This is a genomic window from Anabaena sp. FACHB-1391 (assembly GCF_014696755.1).
GTDB classification, from domain to species: domain Bacteria; phylum Cyanobacteriota; class Cyanobacteriia; order Cyanobacteriales; family Nostocaceae; genus Dolichospermum; species Dolichospermum planctonicum.
The window spans coordinates 1-21,119 of sequence record NZ_JACJQS010000036.1; the positions used below are offsets into that span (position 1 = coordinate 1).

General features: G+C 37.0%; 22 protein-coding genes and 1 tRNA gene. 16 read left to right on the forward strand and 7 right to left on the reverse strand.

Features of this window, described 5'->3' with window-relative positions; all coding sequences use genetic code 11:
• Positions 1-597 precede the first annotated feature (597 nt).
• On the forward strand, positions 598-2,115 hold the full coding sequence (locus tag H6F62_RS15890) for an AAA family ATPase (RefSeq protein WP_137907548.1): 1,518 nt from the start codon (positions 598-600) through the stop codon (positions 2,113-2,115).
• A 39-nt stretch (positions 2,116-2,154) separates the two neighbouring features.
• The gene (locus H6F62_RS15895; protein WP_137907596.1) at positions 2,155-2,622 is read left to right on the forward strand and encodes an SH3 domain-containing protein; all 468 of its coding nucleotides are present in this window, start codon (positions 2,155-2,157) and stop codon (positions 2,620-2,622) included.
• A gap of 58 nt (positions 2,623-2,680) precedes the next feature.
• Here the strand turns inward: H6F62_RS15895 and hppD are convergent, their stop codons facing one another.
• Positions 2,681-3,751: a 4-hydroxyphenylpyruvate dioxygenase gene (hppD, locus tag H6F62_RS15900; RefSeq protein ID WP_190372470.1), complete on the reverse strand. Its 1,071-nt coding sequence runs from the start codon at positions 3,749-3,751 to the stop codon at positions 2,681-2,683.
• A 76-nt stretch (positions 3,752-3,827) separates the two neighbouring features.
• Positions 3,828-4,544, reverse strand: a complete 717-nt coding sequence (locus H6F62_RS15905) for an SDR family NAD(P)-dependent oxidoreductase (protein ID WP_137907597.1) — start codon at positions 4,542-4,544, stop codon at positions 3,828-3,830.
• A gap of 177 nt (positions 4,545-4,721) precedes the next feature.
• Here H6F62_RS15905 and H6F62_RS15910 point away from each other — a divergent pair, with 177 nt between their 5' ends.
• Together H6F62_RS15910 and H6F62_RS15915 are read left to right on the forward strand one after the other, a co-directional pair.
• On the forward strand, positions 4,722-4,916 hold the full coding sequence (locus H6F62_RS15910) for a hypothetical protein (protein ID WP_137907550.1): 195 nt from the start codon (positions 4,722-4,724) through the stop codon (positions 4,914-4,916).
• 293 nt (positions 4,917-5,209) lie between these two features.
• A complete protein-coding gene (locus H6F62_RS15915) occupies positions 5,210-6,982 on the forward strand; it encodes a protein kinase (RefSeq protein ID WP_190372471.1) in 1,773 nt (590 codons plus the stop codon).
• 13 nt (positions 6,983-6,995) lie between these two features.
• Here H6F62_RS15915 and H6F62_RS15920 read toward each other — a convergent pair.
• The 3 genes from H6F62_RS15920 to yidD all read right to left on the reverse strand — a co-directional run bounded on the left by H6F62_RS15920 (position 6,996) and on the right by yidD (position 8,184).
• A tRNA-Ser gene (locus H6F62_RS15920) sits at positions 6,996-7,080 on the reverse strand.
• Positions 7,081-7,139: 59 nt separating this feature from the next.
• On the reverse strand, positions 7,140-7,835 hold the full coding sequence (locus H6F62_RS15925; RefSeq protein WP_190372472.1) for a M15 family metallopeptidase: 696 nt from the start codon (positions 7,833-7,835) through the stop codon (positions 7,140-7,142).
• Between the two features lie 100 nt (positions 7,836-7,935).
• Positions 7,936-8,184 (reverse strand): membrane protein insertion efficiency factor YidD, encoded by a 249-nt coding sequence (gene yidD / locus H6F62_RS15930; RefSeq protein WP_168360218.1) that lies wholly within the window; start codon positions 8,182-8,184, stop codon positions 7,936-7,938.
• A gap of 50 nt (positions 8,185-8,234) precedes the next feature.
• Here yidD and H6F62_RS15935 point away from each other — a divergent pair, with 50 nt between their 5' ends.
• From H6F62_RS15935 to H6F62_RS15965, 7 genes are all read left to right on the forward strand, one after another.
• Complete coding sequence (locus H6F62_RS15935; protein ID WP_137907598.1) at positions 8,235-8,942, forward strand: diacylglycerol/polyprenol kinase family protein; 708 nt, start codon at positions 8,235-8,237, stop codon at positions 8,940-8,942.
• 382 nt (positions 8,943-9,324) lie between these two features.
• A complete protein-coding gene (locus tag H6F62_RS15940) occupies positions 9,325-9,648 on the forward strand; it encodes a CTB family bacteriocin (protein WP_236097097.1) in 324 nt (107 codons plus the stop codon).
• A gap of 170 nt (positions 9,649-9,818) precedes the next feature.
• Positions 9,819-11,333: an HlyD family efflux transporter periplasmic adaptor subunit gene (locus tag H6F62_RS15945; protein WP_137907554.1), complete on the forward strand. Its 1,515-nt coding sequence runs from the start codon at positions 9,819-9,821 to the stop codon at positions 11,331-11,333.
• A 119-nt stretch (positions 11,334-11,452) separates the two neighbouring features.
• Entirely contained in the window at positions 11,453-13,621 is a 2,169-nt protein-coding gene (locus H6F62_RS15950) for a peptidase domain-containing ABC transporter (RefSeq protein ID WP_137907555.1), read from the forward strand.
• 94 nt (positions 13,622-13,715) lie between these two features.
• Positions 13,716-14,042, forward strand: coding sequence for a hypothetical protein (locus H6F62_RS15955; protein WP_190372473.1), 327 nt, complete (start codon positions 13,716-13,718; stop codon positions 14,040-14,042).
• 320 nt (positions 14,043-14,362) lie between these two features.
• Entirely contained in the window at positions 14,363-14,542 is a 180-nt protein-coding gene (locus tag H6F62_RS15960) for a hypothetical protein (protein WP_137907557.1), read from the forward strand.
• A 287-nt stretch (positions 14,543-14,829) separates the two neighbouring features.
• Positions 14,830-15,057, forward strand: coding sequence for a hypothetical protein (locus tag H6F62_RS15965; RefSeq protein ID WP_190372474.1), 228 nt, complete (start codon positions 14,830-14,832; stop codon positions 15,055-15,057).
• 391 nt (positions 15,058-15,448) lie between these two features.
• Here the strand turns inward: H6F62_RS15965 and H6F62_RS15970 are convergent, their stop codons facing one another.
• On the reverse strand, positions 15,449-15,658 hold the full coding sequence (locus tag H6F62_RS15970) for a hypothetical protein (RefSeq protein WP_137907559.1): 210 nt from the start codon (positions 15,656-15,658) through the stop codon (positions 15,449-15,451).
• 418 nt (positions 15,659-16,076) lie between these two features.
• On the opposite strand from H6F62_RS15970, the gene H6F62_RS15975 reads away from it, so the two are divergent.
• Positions 16,077-16,265 carry a hypothetical protein gene (locus tag H6F62_RS15975; RefSeq protein ID WP_137907560.1) on the forward strand — a complete coding sequence of 63 codons (189 nt, stop codon included), beginning with the start codon at positions 16,077-16,079 and terminating at the stop codon, positions 16,263-16,265.
• Positions 16,266-16,627: 362 nt separating this feature from the next.
• Entirely contained in the window at positions 16,628-16,858 is a 231-nt protein-coding gene (locus tag H6F62_RS15980) for a hypothetical protein (RefSeq protein WP_137907561.1), read from the forward strand.
• 73 nt (positions 16,859-16,931) lie between these two features.
• Here H6F62_RS15980 and H6F62_RS15985 read toward each other — a convergent pair whose 3' ends face one another.
• Positions 16,932-17,831: an alpha/beta fold hydrolase gene (locus H6F62_RS15985; RefSeq protein ID WP_137907562.1), complete on the reverse strand. Its 900-nt coding sequence runs from the start codon at positions 17,829-17,831 to the stop codon at positions 16,932-16,934.
• A 107-nt stretch (positions 17,832-17,938) separates the two neighbouring features.
• On the opposite strand from H6F62_RS15985, the gene pyrH reads away from it, so the two are divergent.
• The 3 genes from pyrH to H6F62_RS16000 all read left to right on the forward strand — a co-directional run bounded on the left by pyrH (position 17,939) and on the right by H6F62_RS16000 (position 20,700).
• Positions 17,939-18,667 carry a UMP kinase gene (gene pyrH / locus H6F62_RS15990; protein WP_028084177.1) on the forward strand — a complete coding sequence of 243 codons (729 nt, stop codon included), beginning with the start codon at positions 17,939-17,941 and terminating at the stop codon, positions 18,665-18,667.
• Positions 18,654-19,202, forward strand: coding sequence for a ribosome recycling factor (gene frr / locus H6F62_RS15995; protein ID WP_028084178.1), 549 nt, complete (start codon positions 18,654-18,656; stop codon positions 19,200-19,202). Before pyrH ends, frr begins: the two co-directional genes overlap by 14 nt.
• Before the next feature lie 379 nt (positions 19,203-19,581).
• Entirely contained in the window at positions 19,582-20,700 is a 1,119-nt protein-coding gene (locus H6F62_RS16000) for a geranylgeranyl reductase family protein (RefSeq protein ID WP_190372475.1), read from the forward strand.
• Positions 20,701-21,119 lie beyond the last annotated feature (419 nt).

The following is a 21,119-nucleotide window of genomic DNA, read 5'->3' on the forward strand; positions in this document are numbered from 1 at the left end:
TAATATCTAATTGCCATTCTGGAAGTTCTTGAAGGCGATAATCTAAATAATGTTGAGAAAATAAGGGTTTATTTGTGTTTTTTGTATTTGTCATGATTGGAAATCGAAAAAATCTATAGATTCACGGGAAACCCATCTAATTTGTTGTGACAAAATATCACTTATATGAATTATGAATAAGGAAATATCAAGAGTTTAATATCAGCCTAATAGGTGGATATCAAGAATATTTGATGGTAAATATATATTTTTATTATATATTTTTATTCATCATCAAACTTAATCAGACCTTTTTGTACACCCTCATCCATTAAATTCATTGTTTAACCTGATCAAATATTGTTATGAGATTAATATTATCACATTACAGTTACATAAAATTAGCTGATTAAATATTAAGATTTATTAATAAACATGATCAGAATCAGGATGTCCAGGATGAAAGGATAAACAGGATAAAAAAGATATTTTATCACCAATTACCTATTATTCATCACCAAATTACCAGCCTCAACCAGATGAATGACAACTTGAGTTATTATAAATTAGAGATTTTTTGAAAATCCTGAATTTCTACATTTAAGAACCATTACTTTTATGAATTTTCGTGATGAGTTTAAATTGTTACTTCGCGCTCGGTATCCATTGATTTATATTCCCACCTATGAAGAAGAACGGGTAGAAGCTACGATTCGAGAAGAAGCCATCAATCAAGGTAATCGTCCGGTGTATACTTGGGATTTTGTAGACGGTTATCAGGGAAGTCCTAATGATGTGGGATTTGGCAAACGTAACCCGTTACAGGCCTTAGAGTTTGTAGAAAAATTGACTCCTGCTGCCCCTGCGGTGTTGATTTTGCGAGATTATCATCGTTTTTTAGATGATGTGGCCATTTCTCGTAAACTCCGTAATTTAGCCCGACTATTGAAGTCGCAACCGAAAAATATTGTTTTATTATCCCCCCGCGTCGTTATTCCTGATGATTTAACAGAAGTGCTAACGGTGGTGGAATTTCCCCTACCTAACGCAGGGGAGATCAAAACAGAGGTAGAAAGGTTATTACAAACCACGGACAACCCTCCTGGTGGTAAGTTTTTGGATGATTTAGTGCGTTCTTGTCAAGGGTTGTCTATGGAAAGAATCCGTCGGGTGTTAGTACGGGCGATCGCATCCCATGGACAATTACAACCAGAAGATGTAGATTTAGTCTTAGCAGAAAAGCGCCAAACTATCCGCCAAACTCAAATTCTCGATTTTTATCCCGCAACTGAGGAAATTACTGATATTGGGGGACTAGATAATTTGAAAGATTGGTTAATTCGTCGCGGTGGTTCTTTTAGTGAAAAAGCTCGACAATATGGTTTACCCCACCCCCGTGGGTTAATGTTAGTAGGAATTCAGGGAACTGGTAAATCCTTGACCGCTAAAGCGATCGCCCACCATTGGCACTTACCACTGTTACGCTTAGATGTAGGGCGGTTATTTGGCGGTTTGGTGGGTGAGTCCGAATCTCGCACCCGGCAAATGATTCAAGTGGCAGAAGCGCTCGCCCCCTGTATACTATGGATTGATGAAGTTGATAAGGCTTTTTCTGGCTTGGGTAGCAAAGGTGATGCAGGTACTACTAGCCGGGTATTTGGGACTTTTATCAATTGGTTAGCCGAAAAAACCTCCCCTGTGTTTGTTGTGGCTACCGCTAACGATATTCAAGCCTTACCACCAGAAATGTTAAGAAAAGGGCGATTTGATGAAATTTTCTTTGTTGGTTTACCTAGTCAGGAGGAACGAAAAGCAATTTTTTATGTCCATTTATCCCGATTACGTCCCTATAATTTGAACAGCTATGAGATTGATAGGTTGGCCTACGAAACTCCCGATTTTTCCGGTGCAGAAATTGAGCAAACGCTAATCGAAGCCATGCACATTGGCTTTAGTCAAAACCGTGATTTCACAACTGATGATATTTTAGAAGCTGCTAGTCAAATTATCCCCTTAGCGCGAACCGCTGTCGAGCAAATTCAAAAACTCCAAGAATGGGCCGCAGCTGGTAGGGCCCGTCTAGCTTCAAAATATACCCCTTTAAATCAACGTATTCAACGTCAAGAAAAGAATTAAAAATTAAAAATCTTGTACCTATTGCCTATTCCCCACTATATGTTTAAAAACTTACTTAAATTTATACTCGGTCAACTTTTAGCGATCGCGGTTCTATTAGGTACTGGCTTGATAGTTGCCCTCTATTTTGTCAACCGTACTGCCGTAAATCCACCCAAGCCGATGTTTGCTAACGATAATCCTACAAACCAAATCACAAAGCCTAAAGCCATTGCCAAACCTAAACCTGAGAAAAAAGTTACTTCTAGCCCAGTACCTACACCTACTCCCACAAAGTCACCCAATTCATTACCACCAGGTGCTTATCCAGGAATTGTTACTTGGCCAGAAGGGTTAAGTATGAGAGCAGAACCAGATATAAATTCTCCCAGTACAGGAGGAGTTGGCGGTAATAAAAAAGTTATTATGTTAGAGGAAAGTACGGATAAAAAATGGCAAAAAATTCGCATTGCTGATACTAATCAAGAAGGTTGGGTAAAAGCAGGTAATATTCAACGTTCTCAGTAAATGAATTTTAGATTTTAGATTTTAGATTTTAGATTTTGAATACTCAATTAAAAATGTATTAATTGCTAACAAAACCGCGTTTAATTTGTTCGCGTTCAATGGCTTGAAATAAAGCCATAAAGTTACCTTCTCCAAAACCTTGGGCTAAAAGACGACGTTCAATAAATTCAAAGAAAAAAGTTGGTTGTGAGAAAATTGGTTGGCTGAAAATTTGCAATAATAGTTGCCCTTCCCTCGCATCTTCATGCCAGTCTACCAAAATTTCCTGCTGGGCGATCGCTTTTAATTCTTGAGGTGATAGGGAAAATTTATCTCGTTTTTGTAACTGGGAATAGTAATTTTGAGAAACGGAAAGAAAGGATAAACCAGCAGCGCGAAAACAAGCAATTGCATTAACAAGATTTGGTATCAGTAAAGCAATATGTTGAATACCTGCCCCTTTATTCACCTCTATAAATTCCTGAATTTGCGAACTAGGTGACGCTGGTTCATTAATTGGTAATTGGATATTTCCATGGGGAGAAATCATGACCCGACTATGCAAACCAGAACGATCAGTTTTAATTTTAAAACTTTGTTGAGGGTGGAAATCAAAAATGTTTTGATACCAATTAACAGCGGTTTCTAACTCACCAACTCCCACATTCAAAACTAGATGATCAATTGCGGTAATAGCATCATGTACTTGCTCCCTCTTACCTGTTACCTCTTGCCTGATTTCGTCCTTATTTCTGGTAATTAATGTATGATTCAAACTACCCCACGCAGCAATTTTAGCATACTTACAAAATCCAGTATGAACAACCGGTTGGAGAACTTTTGCACCATTGCTGATGGCCTTTGCTGTCAATGCTTCCACATCATCAACAACAAAGGCTATATCAGCCACACCAGGAGGATGTTGACGCAAAAATTCAGCCACAGGGCTAGTAGGTAAAATCGGGGAAGAAAGTAAAAAGCATACAGAGCCACTTTTTACTACTTTTGTACAAGTATGCAAGGATTTTTGATGGTGAGAAAGACCTGGAAAAATGCCCTCATTTACTGCTTGAAAACCAAGACAATATACAAACCAATCTCTCCACCTTACTGCATCTTCAACATAGAAGTGAACATGATCAACCAGCATAACTTATTCAAAATCAAGTATTCAAAATCAAGTCTTCAAAATCAAGTATTTATGATCAGCTTTCATCTGTTAGATACTAGAAAAATAAATGGCTCTCAGGTTGAATATTAATTTCCATTGGTATAGCCTGGGGTTCAACCGATAAGGCATAGAAAATGGCATTGGCAGCAGTTTCACAACTGAGCATTTTATTCCGATCTACTTTTAAATTTACCTGATCCCAAAAAGGAGAATCTATTCCCCCAAAGTAAAACAGCGTTATCTTCACTCCAAAGCGTTTCAGTTCTTCTGCTATGGATTTACTAAAACCCACTACACCAAATTTAGAAGCAGAATAAGCCGCAGCCATGGGCATAGAATGTTTACCCAGAATACCGACAACGTTACAAATATGACCAGATTTACGTTTTTGCATCTCTTTCGCTGCCGCCTGAGTGGTGTAAAAACAGCCTTTTAAATTCAAATTTAGCATTTTCTCTAAATCTGCTGGTTCAATGGTGTTGTAGGCTTTAAGAATGCCCGCTCCGGCTGCATTTACTAAGACATCAATTTGTCCAAACTGGCTTATTGTCCTTTGGATTAATGTATCTACTTGTTGAGGTTGAGTAATATCAGTGGGAACTATAAGTACATTTCCAGGTGATCCCGGTAACTCAGTTGCTAATGTTGCTAAATTTTCCGCGTTTCTAGCTGCGAGTACCAACCTCACCCCTGTGGGTGCTAGTTGACGAGTCAGGGTTGCACCAATACCACCAGTAGCACCGACAATGACAATAACTTTATCTTGTAGCATCACACTATTTACATTTCTTTACAGACTATATTTATCATATACAGGACTTAGGCAAAATAGAACGAAAGTAGGGGTTTTCTTCAGAAAAAAAACGCCAAAACTAGTTAATGTCCGGTTTGTCCACATTTATCCGATTTGCGGATGATTTTGATAGTCCCTTACCTAAAGATATTTTCAATGAAAAAATTAGATGCTCCCCAATTAGTGCTGAAGGTTTTATCAACATGGACAGAAAATCATTTCCCAGTCGTGAAGAAAGTAGACATTAAAGATAGAAAAATTTTGATTCAGAGAGGTAAGTATTCAGCTATAGCAATTGTTCATGTCCAAATCCCCGACTTCAACAGACAAATTTATCATTTATGGATATAATAAATCAAATGAGTCGGGGATATTATCGCCTCACATGAATTATTATCCAGACAGATTTAATAGGAGCAATCATAGCTCATGAGTTAGTAGAATTGCAACTACAGAAAACCAATCTAGTTTTAAGTTATAGAGTATTTTATATCTGTTTAAATTTTCGGTTTGTTCCTTTACTTCTTTGCGTCTTTGCGGAATATAAAAATATTCATCTTAGACTGGTGATTTGTGTTTGTATTTTACAGCTAAAAGTGCTACAACCTAGTTAATCATCTGCTCATTTAAGATTCAAAAACCCTATGTTAGCAGGCACAATTTTACAGAATGGAAAATATACCATCCTCCAGGAAATAGGGCGGGGCGGATTTGGTGTTACCTTTAAAGCTATGCACCACTATTTAGGTCAAGAAGTGGTAATGAAGACTATCCATGAACACTTGCGACAACATCCCGATTTTCCCAAATTCCAGCGCCAATTTCAAGAGGAAGCCAAAAGATTAGCTACTTGTGTTCATCCTCACATTGTCCGGGTAAGTGACTTTTTTCAGGAAGACAGTCTACCTTATATGGTAATGGAATACATTCCCGGAGAGACTTTAGGTACAGCATTTGTATTACCAGGAATACCCCTACCAGAAGCCACAGCTATTCATTATATCCGCCAAATAGGCGCGGCTTTACAGGTAGTACATCATAACGGTTTATTACATAGAGATGTTAAACCAGATAATATTATTTTGCGTCAAGGAACTCAGGAAGTAGTATTAATTGATTTTGGTATTGCTAGAGAATTTAATGACGGGGCAAAACAGACACACACAAGTTTGGTCAGCGAGGGTTATGCACCTATTGAACAATATTTAACTCAAGCACCACGCACAGCGGCCACAGATGTTTATGGGTTAGCGGCGACCTTATATGCACTATTAACAGCACAAGTTCCCATACCTGCATTATTGCGCGATCGCCAGAAAATGCCATCTCCCAATGAGCTACAGCCCAATCTCAGCGCGGCTGTGAATGAAGCAGTGATGCGGGGAATGGCTATAGAACCCCAATTTCGGCCTACTACAGTCGCAGAATGGCTACAAATGCTGCCAGTAAATGGGTTAAATGTCATATCACCAATTTTACCTACTCAAGCAGTACCTACTATTAATTTATCGGGTTTAAAATCAAAAGATTTACATAAAAAAGTTACTCCTCTTCCCATTTCTACACCATCAATCATCAAGAAAGTCCCTGCTATTAAACAAAAAGCCAGTGTACCCAAGGGAGTTATTGGTATTAGTATCGCTTTACTTGCAGCTACAGCGGGATTTAGCATGATTCGGACATCATCAAAATCTGATTTAGAATCATCACCTAAACCGCTTGTTGAACAAACTACTTACGAATCTAACACACCCAAACCCCTTGTCGAAATATCACCATCACCTGAAAGTAAAAATGAAAGTCAAAATGACAGTCAAAATGAAAGTCAAAAGACTCAAACCTCATATTCTAGGGAATCTATACCAGTGCGTAGTTTGAGAAGAAGAAGGAAAAATGTGATTGTTTCTCCAGAACCAACTCCTACTAGTAATAGTAGTAATAGCAGTTATGAAGAAAAAGCACCTCAAGATAACTCTCAACCCACTCCAACTCCTGATACAACAATAGAGAAATCAACACCAGTTGTTACTTCTTCACCATCTTTAGTGGACACTTTGCGTGAGGCTAAAGAATCGCAGAAAACCCCTCCTCCAGTCCCAAAAAATACCGTACCAGAATCCAATCAAAATCAGGTATTACCCTCATCTTCACCAGAATCTCGTCCCGTAGTTATCCCCCAGAAGGAATCTCAACCAGCAAATTCTTCTTCTGTGGAAGTCCCAACCCAAGAAACAAACCAAAATCAAGCACCGGAAAATCAACCGCAAAAGGTAGAAAAATTGCCACAAAAGGTAGAAAATCAACCGCAAAAGGCAGAAAAACCACCACAAAAGGTAGAAAAACCACCACAAGATGCAGAAAAACCACCACAAGATGCAGAAAAACCACCACAAGATGCAGAAAAACCGCCGCAATAAGCGGTAAATTCAACGGAGAGGGGGGGATTCGAACCCCCGTTGAGTTTCCCCAAAACGCATTTCGAGTGCGTCACCATCAACCACTCGGACACCTCTCCAAGAAATTATGATTAATTGCGATTATAGCACAACAAGAAAGAAAATTTCTGTGTGTGTTTTAGGTCAATCTGCCATAACGTGCTGTCATTGCACTTTCAGGATGAGATTGATTATATAACCAAGCCCACATTTGATCACCAAAGGAAAAATGCCACCATTCTCTAGGATTACGTTGAAATCCAGCTTTTAACATGACATTATGTAATAATTGACGGCGAGTATGGTAGGTTTGATGACTATTAATATAATAATCGGGATGCGATCGCTCGGACATTTCATCAATGGGTGAACCCATATCCACAATTTCCCCGGTATCATTGACTAAGGTAATATCCACCGCAGCACCCGTACTATGGGGAGGAGGGGTATTCATATCCAAACTCGGTACAGCCCAAATTTCATAAACTGCTTCCCAGAGTTCTTCGAGTTGCTGGGGTGACAATTCTGCTGCTGTTAAACCCCGATTTCGCAACGCTTCCCTAAAACTATAATCTACCATAAATTGTTGGATAGCTACGGGACGATAAGCATCGAATATTTGAATGTACCAATGGGGATTTGTAAATTGTAAATAATTTTGCGCCTGAATCAAATTGGAAATTACACTTTCGCGTAAATAATAAGGTGAATGTTCCCCATAATTAGCACCTAACTTTTGATAAGGGTGAGGAGATTCTACCGCAAATAATTCTAGAGGAATTTTAACTAAAGGTTCACCACATTCAATAATGGGGATTTGGTGGTATGGACGCATTTTAATTGCTAATTTGATCTAAGATTTCGGAGTTTGTAACAGTTTGTATAATGCCAGTATAAATATGTTTCGCGCAAAGTTTGAGATTTTGAATTTTTCGTTACAAGTGTTCATGTTCACAACAAGATTTTTCCTTCACATCTGGAACAGGATCATAACCTCCTGGATGAAAAGGATGACAGCGTAAAATCCGCATAATAGCCATCCAACTACCCCGAAACACCCCAAACCGTTCAATTGCTTGAATCGCATACATAGAACAAGTCGGTTGAAAGCGACAAGTGGGGGGAAACAGAGGAGAAATAAATAAACGATAACCCTGAATGAGCCAAATCAATAACATTTTCATACCCAAACCTTATAAAGTAGGATTAAAGTGAAAAATACCCCTATTTGACATTGTTTAACACATTTCTCGGCTTGGAAACCATTTCTCCATTATCGCTGCAAATTGCCCCCGCTGCGGTTTGGGTGGGATTAATTATCTGCATTGCTTGGGTAGTATATCGTTTTACTGATAGTGAAACGGAAATCATTCGTAAAATCGTGCATATTGGCATGGGTAACGTGATTTTAATTGCTTGGTGGTTAGATATTCCTGCTTATGTAGGAATTACAGCTTCAGTTTTGGCGAGTATTATCACCTTGCTATCCTATAAATTCCCCATTCTTCCTGGTATTAATAGCGTCGGTCGTCATAGTTTGGGAACATTTTTCTATGCTGTGAGTATTGGGGTTTTAGTGGGTATTTTTTGGCATTTACACCAACCTGAATACGCTGTTTTAGGGATTATGATTATGGCTTGGGGAGATGGATTAGCTGCTTTAATTGGTAAAGGTTTTGGTAAACATAAATACATATTTTTTGGTTCTCAAAAAAGCTGGGAAGGTTCTTTAACTGTGACTTTAATTAGTTATTTGATTTGTGTAACTATTTTACTTGTTACTCAAGGTAATATTTGGCAAACTTGGATAGTTTCTTTAATAGTTGCCTTAGTAGCCACGATTTTAGAAGCATTTTCTTTTTGGGGAATAGATAATTTAACCGTTCCTGTCGGTAGTGCTACTTGTGCTTATCTGTTATCTACAATACTCTTTAATTGTTGAATAATTGCTGGTATAGCCAAATTATGTTTCTGAAATTGGAGATATCTAAAAATATAGATATTAAATTTTGTGTTGAGTAAAAAAACTGAATAAATTCATATAATCATGATTCTCAGTAAAAATGAACAATAAACATTATCAACATTAAACATTATGGACTACAGAGATTTTATAAAATTAAGAATTATCTCTTATTTAAAACTATTTTAGTGACAAAAAACTATTTTGTCTCTACTTTTAGAAGTTATTTTGTCTCTACTTATAGAGGTAAATTTGCAAACATTACTTTCTACCCTTAGATTTATGAAATATTAGCCAACAATGCTTATAGTTGAGTTGTTAGGTAATGAAACACCTAATTACGCAAGTGAGGCTAATAATCGTGTCAAATCAAATGTTAACCGTCTTATCAGATCAAGAACAAGAGTTACTAACTGGTGGTGCTGACTTTGAACTAGCTGCTAGTAATTACGCTAACAAAGGATCACTGTTAATGGGAACCAGTGCCTCTGGTCCTCAAGGTAGCACTGCTACCTCGGCTGGTAAGGCTAATACTATACTGACTGCGGGACAAGATTTCTTAGGTTTAGGTACAGAACCTCCCGCTGGTGTCGGAGCTTTGGGTTCTGCGGTACTACCAACCGCAGGAAACGTACGTGCAATTACACCCCCAGTTGCAACACCTGGAACTCGGATCCAGCCCTAGCTAAAGCAGTCTTTTCGTAAATCTAGGCTACTAAGTCTATAAATTGCCTGCTGTCAAATTAAGCAGGACTTAGGAAAAAGAGAATGAAAATGGGGGTAATTCATAAATTACCCCTAGACAGGAATAATGTCAATACAAAAATCTACCTGTTTTTATTAAGGTGTAATCTGGTGAACTCTTTACAGCGTCAAGAGAACAATTCTTATAACTTCAATAACCCGACTACAGAAGATTTGCATATACTAGAAGCTAATGAGTTTCTTCCCCATATCGGTAAATGGATTCATATCGGTGGGGGAGTGATGATTACTATGTTTGTAGTTGCTGCAAGTCTTACCTCCATTCTTTATTATAACGTCACGGTTAAAGTTCCTGCAACTATCCGACCATTGGGAGAATTACGGTTAGTTGAATCGGCAATGACGGGAACTATTAAAAGAATTGCCGTCAAAGAAAATCAGGTAGTAAATAAAGGACAAATAATTGCTTATATTGATGACTCCCAACTGCAATCTCAAAAAAGACAACTGCAAAATACTTTTGAGAAAAGTCAATTACAACTTATTCAAGTTGATGCTCAAATTAATCAAATCAATACTCAAATAACTGCTCAAACTAACTTAAATAACCGGACTATTATAGCTACCCAAGCTGAATTAACTGGAACTCAACGTAACTATAAAGATCAACAAATTAAAGCCATTGCAGAAATGACACAAGCTAAAATAACTATAAATTTAGCAAAGGAACAATTAGAAAGATTAAAAAAAGAAAAGGTATTAATAGCCACGGTACAAGAAGCAGAAGCAGCATTAAAACTGGCTATCTTACAGAGAAATCGCTTGCAGAATATAGCTGAATCGGGAGCAATATCTCAGAATCTAGTCGAGGAAAAAGAACAAGCTGTTAAATCGGCTCAATCAAAATTAGAACAAGCTAAATTTAGTGCTAAAAATCTCCAAGAAGAAAAAGAACAAGCTGTTAAATTAGCACAAATAAACCTACAAAAAGCAAAAAGTGCCGTCAATCCCAGTAATGCAATAGTAACAGTAGCATCGGAAAGAATTAAACAAGAAAAGTCCAAAGGTGAAGCTAATTTAGCAGCTTTAAAAAAAGAAAGAGAAACATTACTTCAACAACGTTTAGAACTACAAAAACAACAAATCCGCACCAGTCAAGAACTACAACAATTAGACAATGAGTTGAATAAAAGTGTGATTCGCTCCCCAACTAATGGTACACTTATGCAACTTAAACTCCGCAACCCTGGACAGGTTGTACAACTCAGTGAAGCTATCGCTCAAATTTCTCCTGTAGATGCTCCTTTAATTATCAAAGCTCACGTTCCTGCTAAAGATATTGACAAAGTAAAAACCAGTCAAGCAGTGCAAATGCAGGTTTCCGCTTGTCCCTATCCTGACTATGGAACTCTCAAAGGAACTGTAAAAACTGTTGGTGCAGATGTTTTAGCAACCACACAAAATAATCCGAATAATTCAATTATTAGTACACCCCAATTAGCTACTTATGAAATTAATATTGAACCAGAAAGTCTATTTTTAGGAAAAGGAAATCATTTATGTTATCTCAAATCTGGCATGGAAGGACGCGCTGATATTATTTCTCGTCGGGAAACTGTACTCCAATTTATCCTGAGAAAAAGCAAGTTAATCACTAATTCATAGGTGAAAATATAGGTTGGGTTAAGGGATAGCGCAACCCAACATAAGCTTTTTTTAATTAGTTTCCTACGTCAACCCAAGGTACTAGAATACTCTTAATAATTATGTTCAATATGTTCAATATGCTCAATATTTTTAAAAATCATCAAAATTATCAGTGTACTTTACAGTTAAGTGAAGAAGACTGTGGAGCAGCTTGTTTAGTTTCTATTAGTAAGTATTATGGACATTTTTTAAGTATGATTAAAAGTCGGGAAGCTGTTGGTACTGGACAATTAGGAACAACATTATTAGGTTTAAAAAGAGGCTCAGAAAATCTCGGTTTTAATGCTAGAGCAGTTAAAGCTTCTCCAGAAATTATAGACAGAATTACAGAAATTACATTACCCGCAATTATCCATTGGCAAGGCTATCATTGGGTTGTTTTATATGGTAAAAAAGCAAAAAAATACGTTATTGCCGATCCTGCGGTGGGAATCCGTTATTTGAGCAAAGAAGAACTAACCGCTGCCTGGAATGGGGTAATGCTCTTATTAGAGCCAGATCCAGATCGTTTTTCTGACCAACCCCAAGAACAATCAAAAGGTGGAATAACGCGCTTTTTTCGCCGCATTTTACCCTATCGTGGGTTACTAACTCAGGTTTTAATGATTAATATTGTCCTGGGTTTACTAGCTTTAGGAACTCCGGTTTTGATTCAATTATTAACAGATGATGTTCTCGTTCGTGGAGATGTACAATTACTTACTGTTGTGGTTTCTGCTGTTGTCATTATGAGTTTATTTAGTGGAGGTTTACAAGTATTCCAAGCTTTAATGATTTCTCATTTTGGACAAAGATTACAATTAGGTTTAGTCTTAGAATTTGGCCGTAAACTTCTGCAATTGCCTTTAAATTATTATGAATCCCGTCGCAGTGGTGAAATTACTAGCAGACTCCGAGATATTGGCGAAATTAACCAATTAGTATCACAAATTGTGATTGTTTTACCTAGTCAATTTTTTATCGCTATAATTTCTCTTGGCTTAATGTTGTTTTATAGCTGGCAATTAACAATAGCAGCTTTATTAGTTGCTGGTTTAATGACTTTATCTACTTTACCTTTCTTGCCTATTTTGCAACAAAAAACCCGCAGTCTCTTAGTTTTAGGAGCAGAAAATCAAGGTGTTTTAGTAGAAACATTTAAAGGCGCACAAGTAATTAAAACTACCAATGCTGCTCCTCAATTTTGGGATGAATTTCAAAGTCGTTTTGGTCGTCTAGCTAATCTTGCTTTTAGTACAGTACAAATAGCAATTATCAATGGTACTCTTGCCAGAATTATATCTACAATTGGTGGCGTTCTCTTACTAGGATTTGGCAGTATTTTGGTGATTAGAGGCAATTTAAGCATCGGTCAAATGTTAGCTTTTAATGCTTTAGAAGTCAATGTTTTAGCTTTAATTAACTCATTAGTTGGCTTTGTGGATGAATATTTTCGCTCTCAAACGGCAGTTTCTAGATTATTAGAAGTTATTGATGCCACACCAGAAGTAGTAGGAGGAAGTCAAAAACCAATTGTACAAATTTCCAGCACTGCTGATATTAGTTGTGCAAATCTTAAATTTCATCACCCCGGAAGAGTTGATTTATTAGATGATTTTTCTATTCAGCTTCCGGGAGGAAAAACAATTGCTTTAATTGGTAAATCAGGTTGTGGTAAAAGCACTTTGGCTAAATTATTATCTGGTTTATATGTCCCAGATTCTGGTAATATTCGGATCGGATTTTTAAATATCCAAGATATTGCTTTAGATTGTTACCGACAACAAGTAGTTTATGTTCCCCAAGAGCCTCATTTTTGGAGTCGTTCCATTTTAGAAAACTTCCGTTTAGGCACACCTAATATTTCTTTTGAAGAGGTAGTTCAAGCTTGTGATATTGCTGATGCCGATGGTTTTATTAGTCAATTACCTAATAAATATCAAACCGTTTTAGGAGAATTTGGTGCAAATCTTTCTGGTGGACAAAGACAAAGATTAGCGATCGCTCGCGGCATTCTCACAAATCCACCTATACTAATTTTAGATGAAGCTACCGCTGGATTAGACCCTATGAGCGAAGCTAATGTTCTAGATCGTCTTTTGGGATATCGCGCAGGTAAAACCACAATTTTAATTACCCATCGTCCTAGTGTCATTCATCGCGCTCATTGGATTGTTCTCATCGAAAAAGGTCAATTACAAATTCAAGGAACTCCTGATACTTTCTTATCAAAACCTGGCGAACATTTGCAGTTTTTAACTGCATAAATTAAGGCGTAAATTAATATTTTTTAAATATTTTTTAAGCTTTTATCTTGCTACAAATTAACCAAAATTACTTACTTATGTAAGGACAAATAATATGTCTAAAAATACTCAATTTAGTCATCCTCAATTATTCAGATATCTTTCTAATGCAGAACAAGAATCTCTAATTGGTGGGCAAATATCTCCCCAATTAGATGTATTAGTTGAAGGTAATTCATTCTTCCAAAAAACTGATATTGAAACTGAGGGTAAAAATGATTTAAAACTTGCTTCAGGTGATTCTAGTTCACAAACCACTAAATATAAATTATCCCAAGTCACTATGGCACTTTCATTAACATTTGGGTTACTAACAATTAGTTCTATTGGTGATAAATTGAGTAATTTATTACCCGGTTTTCTAAATAATTTGTTTTCCTAAAATAGCCAGATTTAATTAAATTAAAACATTTTCTTGTAGAGACAGCTTTATTTTATATTCTGCTCTACATTTTCTGCTGTTTGAGTTAATAAGTAACTTTTTTGAAAAAAATAGAGTAGATAATTATGTAGTTTTGATTAGATAAATAAAATAAACAAACATGAGTTAAAAGAGAGAGATTTATCTAAATAAATATATAACCTAAGAGTAATTTAAAATGTCAAAACTTTATAACTACAGGATAATTTATTTCCCATAATAAATAGTTATAAAAGAAGTATAGGTGAATAACACCTGTTCATAGATTGAGGCTAACAATCATGTCATATCAAAACATTAAATCTGATTTACTCGTGGAGTTATCCACAGAGGAACAACAACTTCTGTCTGGGGGAAAAGGCAGACGCAGAGCAATAATCTGCTATGAGTGGAAAAAATACCGTGATCATGATCAAGATATCAGAAAGCGTGATGATCGTGATGATGATGATGATGATTGATTTTCACAAATAGCAGAGATATTAAGTGGACAAAATCCATAAATTGGGTAACCACTTAATTTTACCCTGGCATTTGAGGAAAGAGAAAGCTGATATAACCAACTCAAAATAATTAATTTTTGGAAGGTTTTGGGTAGTCTTGGATGTTCTCTTTAACCTACTACTAATTAAACTCCTAGAGATAACCATTGTTTTTCTCTTTCCTCCCTCCTCCTTCCTCATTCCTCCTTCCTCCTAATTCCTCCTAATTCCAAGCGAAGCAATTCCACTAATTGAAGCACATAATTATGTCAAACCAAAACATCACAACTGATTTACTTGTAGAGTTATCCCCAGCAGAACAACAACTTTTATCTGGGGGATGTGATAACTACAGCCCCCTACGTCGTCGACGCGTTGGAATAAAGCAGAAAGTAGAGAATAATCTAGTGTTCAATCCAGTAATCAATATATATCCTTCTGAAACACAACCTGCGGATGATTCTGATAGTAGTCAAAGTTCTTCAGACACTTAGGACAAGACCTAATGTTACTAATAAGTTAGTCCTTTAGTTTAAACTCTGGAATCATTCAAAATAGGAGAAAACTTAGGTAATTCATTCAAGATAAATCAAGTTTTGAGAATATTTAGGCATTCTCATTTGTTCTTTTCAGAGATTTAATTAAAAGTGCTGAAGATGGAAAAGTAACTGCTATTTATAGTAGTTACTTTTCTCTTTTCTTTATTCTTACTTTTTTTGGAGTAACTTATTCCCCAATATTTTCTTTTATTTTTAATCATTAAAAAAGTCTAACTCCTCAACGAGAATTAGACTTTAAATTGATTAACTAGGAAGTGATGGTTCTAATTTATATGAGATAATTACCATCAGAGACAATTGGTTTCAGTCTTGAAAAATCGGTATTTTAAGTAGGTTCGTCAGCAGGTAAATTCTGAGTTATTTCAGGTAGATTCTTAACTTTTACTGTAATAGTAGCTGGAAATTTTTGACGACCATAGACAAAATCACCTTTAGCCTCCAGAACTCCCTTCTCACTCGCACCTCCAGATAAAAGCTGTTGTTCCTGTTTAGATAACTCAACAATTAACTCAGATTCAATCTTATTAACTGACATGATTCTACCTCATCATTAACACTAATTTAATTGGCATTAGCTGGTTTACTAGCTAACAATTCAAATATAACTATCATTTATAAGAAAATCATAATTCTCAAGTTAGATCATATATCTATTTTTGCACTGTCATCAGAGATATTTTTTTCTGAGAATTTGGTTAAGACCTAAATACTTGATTATAGGAATAATATTCACAAAAACCGCATCTATTATTGAATTAACTACTGAATTAACTATAATCTATTTCACCATAAAGTATGAGATTATAATTCATACTTTTAGTTTTTTGATTTATAACTTCAGGAGAAGTGAATTTTCTCAAAATACATTTACAAATAGAAGATAGGATTACACACAGCTAATATTTTGTTTATTTAAGTGTGTAAACACTAACCTATTAATTGAGGTAAAAATCATGTTCAGTTCTAATTTACTTGTTGAATTATCCCCAGAAGAACAACAACTTTCATCTGGGGGATGTTACCACTTCCAGCCTTGTTGTAGACCTAAAAAACGTTGCTGTGACTACCAAAAAAATGATAGACATATACCCTCTGACATTTATGATATCTATCCTGATAGTGGCGATATGGAGAGGAATTAATACTCTTTTTTAGTAAGTAAACTCTATAGACTTGGCTATTCTTAATAGTCCTAGTTTTCCAGCTTTTTAGAGTTGTAAGGTGAGGAGAAATTTTTACATAAATTATCAGCACAATCTTAGTCCCTGCATCTGTAAATCTTTACATCTATTGTTGACAAATAAAACAGAAAAATACTAGATTTGTGCCTAACTTTCTCCTCTCTAATTTTTTAATATAAAAAATATTAAATAAATATATAAGTCAAAAGATAGAAATTTTAATTATTAGTTTCTAACTATAGAATCATTAATTTGATCGAAAATACCTTTATAACCTAAGAATAGGTATATGATTCATAGCTTAATTGAGGTTAACAATTATCATGTCAAATCAAAATATCTCATCTGATTTAGTGGTAGATTTATCCGTAGAGGAACAGCAACTTCTATCTGGAGGATACTATAGAGGTGGACATCATGGTGGTGGACATCATAGACATGGACATCATAGACATGGACATCATAGACATGGACATCATAGATATGGACATCATGGTGGTGGATATGATGGGGATAGATACTATCGAGGTGGATATGATGGAGATGGATATTGATAACAATCAAAGATGAAATTTACACCAAAAAAACTCTTTGATGAAGTTCATCTTTTCTTCTATTTATTACCTACTACCTTTTGCTTAGTTCCTCACCAATCCAATGTTGTAGAATCGGATTTACTAACTCAGGAGATTCATCTTGAGGACAATGGCCTACACCTTCTAAAGGAATAAACTTTTGGACTTGGGGAAAATTGGCTAACTCTCTACCTAAATTAATAGGTTCCCAAGGGTCAGCCGTTCCCCATAAAATAATTACTGGACAAGATATTATAGCTAATAAATCCTCCGGTAAAGGACCACTGGAATAAGCAGTAAAAGCTAAAAATACAGCCGCAGCCCCAGGATCTTTTGCCGGTGTCATTAAAATATCTACTAACTCATCTGTTACTGTTTCCCTCTGAGCATAAGCTTGTAAAAGAATATTTTTAACTGTCCTTGGTTGAGCTAACTGACTAAAAAAGAAATTACCTACAGATTCAATCGCCAAAAAGTTTTGTAAAATTGGCGTACCAAAACGTTTTATCCAAGGTAAACTTAGACGTTTACGATCATGCAATAACCGCAAAGAACAGTTAAGCAAAGCGGTTCCCAAAGCCATATCTGGGTCAATTACCGCCGCTTGCATAGCGACAATACAACCGATAGAATTACCGATGAAAAAAGCTGGTTCACCAATGACCTCCCGGCAAAAATCAGCTACCTGTTGTCCCCAGGTTTCTAATGTGTAGGTAATTTTTTCCCCCGGTTTAGGTTTAGCCGAACCACCAAAGCCAATTAAATCAATGGCATAAACCCGACAGGTTACAGCTAAAGCGGGAATATTTTTGCGCCAATGTAACCAGGATGCGCCAAAACCATGAATCAGGATAATAGCAGGTCCGGTAGTTCCTTGGGTTTGGTAACAAATGGGGAAACCTTGCCAAAGCCAGGTTTTTGGGGAAGTAAGTCCGTTTGTAGAAATTGTCATAGAAAATGTAGATTTAAATAAGGGACAAGGTAACTAGACACAGATAGCCACTGTACTGCTATCTTAAATTGGAGGCAATTGCAACTTTTTTGATAAAGCGGAACTTCATGGGAACGAATTACCGACGGGTTTTACTTAAACTGAGCGGTGAAGCCTTAATGGGCAACCTGGGCTATGGCATTGACCCGGAAGTGGTCGAGGAAATAGCCAAGGAAATAGGAGAGGTGATAGCCACCGGTGTTCAGATCGCCATCGTTGTTGGTGGTGGTAATATTTTTAGAGGTGTTAAAGCTGCCTCAGCTGGTATGGATCGGGCTACTGCTGATTATATCGGCATGATTGCCACGGTCATGAACGCCATGACCCTGCAAGATTCCCTCGAACGAATGGGAATACAGACAAGGGTTCAAACCGCCATTGCTATGCAAGAACTAGCGGAACCATATATTCGACGACGTGCTATCCGTCATTTAGAAAAAGGTCGGGTGGTAATTTTTGGGGCTGGTTCAGGTAATCCCTTCTTTACTACAGATACCACTGCGGCCTTAAGAGCGGCAGAAATCGAAGCAGAAGTGATTTTCAAAGCCACCAAAGTGGACGGAATTTACGATGCTGACCCTAAATTGTATCCTGATGCCAAGCGTTTTACTACTCTTACCTACGCCCACGTTTTGGCTAAAGATTTGCGAGTCATGGATAGTACCGCAATTGCCCTATGTAAAGAAAATAATCTCCCCATTTTAGTATTTGACTTAACGGTGCGAGGTAATATCCACCGGGCAGTTATGGGAGAATCTATTGGCACCCTTGTGGGAGGTTCTTGTGAAATTAGCTGAAGCTGAAAGTACAATGCAGAAAACCGTTGAATCTACTCAACGGGCTTTTAATACAATTCGCACTGGTCGCGCCAATGCGAGTTTGTTAGATAAAGTACAAGTCGAGTATTACGGTACACCAACATCCTTAAAATCACTGGCAAACATTAGCACACCAGATGCTTCAACTATCCTGATTCAGCCCTACGATAAGAGCAGCTTGAATATTGTTGAAAAAGCCATTTCTCTGTCAGATGTGGGCTTGACTCCCAGTAATGACGGTATTGTGATCCGCTTGAATATTCCCCCGTTAACAACTGACCGCCGTAAAGAATTTGTCAAACTTGCGGCTAAATACGCGGAAGAAGGTCGTGTAGCAATTCGTAATATCCGCCGGGATGCTATTGAGTCCATTCGCAAACAGGAAAAAAACGCTGAAATCCCTGAAGATGAAGCACGGGATCAACAGGACAAACTCCAAAAACTAACAAATAAGTATACCGCCAAAATAGACGAACTGCTGGCAGAAAAGGAAAAGGACATCTCAACCGTCTAAGAGGATATTTTAAAAGTTAATAGTGAATATAATTCGCTACTACATAACTAAAGTCCTACTTGAGTGTAACTAACGAAAAATAAAGGTTCGTAAACCCACCCTATGTGGGTTTTTCCGTATAAGAGCGGTTTATAACCCAATTGCTCAGTCTTAATTTAAGACTTTTATTTTCATCCCCTCAGCTGGTAAGAGGTGAGAAGTTAAAAGCTGTTACCCATTTAAAATTTATCTAAAGTTGTGGTGTGGGCATCTTGCCCGCTAGAATCATACAAATTAAATACAGTGCAGCTTATATTCACTAAAAATTTATAAAAAATCATAATCCCTTAGATATACTGGAAAATAAACTAATTAAAATCAGATTAAAAAATTAGCCATCATGTACGACTGCATAATTGTCGGGGCTGGACCTGCCGGTGGCACAGCCGCTTACCATCTAGCCAAAAAAGGTCGCTCAGTCTTAGTCTTAGAAAAGGAATCCTTGCCTAGATATAAGCCTTGTGGTGGTGGTGTCTCACCAGTAATTGCTCAATGGTTCGACTTTGACTTTAACCCCGCAATTTCCGCCAAAGTGGACTCTTTGCGCTTTACCTGGAAATTAGGTGATCCCGTAGAAGCAAAAATAGATATTAAAGAACCCGTATGGATGGTACGCAGGGAAATTTTTGACCACTTCTTAATCCAACAAGCTCAAAAGCAAGGTGCTGAACTACAGGATAATACGGAAGTAAAAGGTATTGAATTTAAAAATGATTCTTGGCAAGTCACCACAGCTACAGGAATAGTCACCGGTCGTTATCTGATCGCCGCCGACGGTGCAAAAGGTCCAATGGCTAAATGGTTAGGTTTTAAAGACCGTAAACGCCGTCTAGCTGGCGCATTAGAAGCTGAAGTCACAGCCAATGTCCCCAATAAAAACATGGCTCACTTTGAGTTTGGTTTGATCAAAAATGGTTACATCTGGAATTTCCCCAAAGATGACGGTTATTCCATTGGTGTTGGTACATTTATCGGTAGCGAACCCCAAGACTTTAAGAAAATTTTGGATGAATACGCTCAATCTTTTGATATAGATGTCAAAAATAGTAAACAATACGGTCATGCCATCTGTCTTTGGGATGGTGATCAAAAGCTACATACCCAAAATGCAGTTTTAGCAGGAGAAGCAGCTTGTGTAGTTGACCCTTTTACTGCCGAAGGTATTCGTCCCTCTATTTTTAGCGGTGTCTTAGCAGCACGATTTATTCACGATGCTTTAAGTGGTGATGCCAACGCTTTAGCAAATTATACCGATGCCATTAACGAACAATGGGGAACTGATATGGCTTGGGCGCAAAAATTAGCAGGAGCATTTTATCGCTTCCCCGGTATTGGTTATAAAGTCGGTGTTAAACGCCCCTCCGGCGCTCAGATTATGGGTAAAATCCTCTGCGGTGAATTGCGCTATGGTGATGTCGCTGGTCGTGCCTTGAAGCGGTTAATTCCTGGCTTCGGTTGATGTAGTAGGGGCAGGGGAGCAGGGGTTTGAAACGGAAACTATATAATTCTTCCCCTGCTGTTTCTGAAGTTTCTTTATCTATGATTAAATAAACTTGATCTGGATAACTCTGTAATAATCTTACCTGTAAACATCCTTTTAAATCTCTTGCACTTTGGGATAAAGGACTATCATCTCCAAATAATTCTACAGCCGCTTTCCAACTATGATTTAAAGCAACAATTTCATTATATTGTAGGTTAAATTTCATTAAACAAATCAACTTGTAAAATGTCAAATTACCCAAATATTGATAAATATATCACGTATTGAAATCCAAGAAAACAGAAGTGTTAAATCCTGCAATAAAACTTTACAGTGTTTGGTTTTTACCCAAGTAAAATCCCTTGCCAACAGTAATTATGCTAGTATTTTTTACA

Bases quoted from the DNA above. Each gene is read 5' to 3' on its own strand.
- H6F62_RS15890 (WP_137907548.1), top strand. From the start codon at position 598: ATGAATTTTCGTGATGAGTTTAAATTGTTACTTCGCGCTCGGTATCCA.
- H6F62_RS15895 (WP_137907596.1), top strand. From the start codon at position 2,155: ATGTTTAAAAACTTACTTAAATTTATACTCGGTCAACTTTTAGCGATC.
- hppD (WP_190372470.1), bottom strand. From the start codon at position 3,751: ATGCTGGTTGATCATGTTCACTTCTATGTTGAAGATGCAGTAAGGTGG.
- H6F62_RS15905 (WP_137907597.1), bottom strand. From the start codon at position 4,544: ATGCTACAAGATAAAGTTATTGTCATTGTCGGTGCTACTGGTGGTATT.
- H6F62_RS15910 (WP_137907550.1), top strand. From the start codon at position 4,722: ATGAAAAAATTAGATGCTCCCCAATTAGTGCTGAAGGTTTTATCAACA.
- H6F62_RS15915 (WP_190372471.1), top strand. From the start codon at position 5,210: ATGTTAGCAGGCACAATTTTACAGAATGGAAAATATACCATCCTCCAG.
- H6F62_RS15925 (WP_190372472.1), bottom strand. From the start codon at position 7,835: ATGCGTCCATACCACCAAATCCCCATTATTGAATGTGGTGAACCTTTA.
- yidD (WP_168360218.1), bottom strand. From the start codon at position 8,184: ATGAAAATGTTATTGATTTGGCTCATTCAGGGTTATCGTTTATTTATT.
- H6F62_RS15950 (WP_137907555.1), top strand. From the start codon at position 11,453: ATGCTCAATATTTTTAAAAATCATCAAAATTATCAGTGTACTTTACAG.
- H6F62_RS15955 (WP_190372473.1), top strand. From the start codon at position 13,716: ATGTCTAAAAATACTCAATTTAGTCATCCTCAATTATTCAGATATCTT.
- H6F62_RS15960 (WP_137907557.1), top strand. From the start codon at position 14,363: ATGTCATATCAAAACATTAAATCTGATTTACTCGTGGAGTTATCCACA.
- H6F62_RS15965 (WP_190372474.1), top strand. From the start codon at position 14,830: ATGTCAAACCAAAACATCACAACTGATTTACTTGTAGAGTTATCCCCA.
- H6F62_RS15970 (WP_137907559.1), bottom strand. From the start codon at position 15,658: ATGTCAGTTAATAAGATTGAATCTGAGTTAATTGTTGAGTTATCTAAA.
- H6F62_RS15975 (WP_137907560.1), top strand. From the start codon at position 16,077: ATGTTCAGTTCTAATTTACTTGTTGAATTATCCCCAGAAGAACAACAA.
- H6F62_RS15980 (WP_137907561.1), top strand. From the start codon at position 16,628: ATGTCAAATCAAAATATCTCATCTGATTTAGTGGTAGATTTATCCGTA.
- H6F62_RS15985 (WP_137907562.1), bottom strand. From the start codon at position 17,831: ATGACAATTTCTACAAACGGACTTACTTCCCCAAAAACCTGGCTTTGG.
- pyrH (WP_028084177.1), top strand. From the start codon at position 17,939: ATGGGAACGAATTACCGACGGGTTTTACTTAAACTGAGCGGTGAAGCC.
- H6F62_RS16000 (WP_190372475.1), top strand. From the start codon at position 19,582: ATGTACGACTGCATAATTGTCGGGGCTGGACCTGCCGGTGGCACAGCC.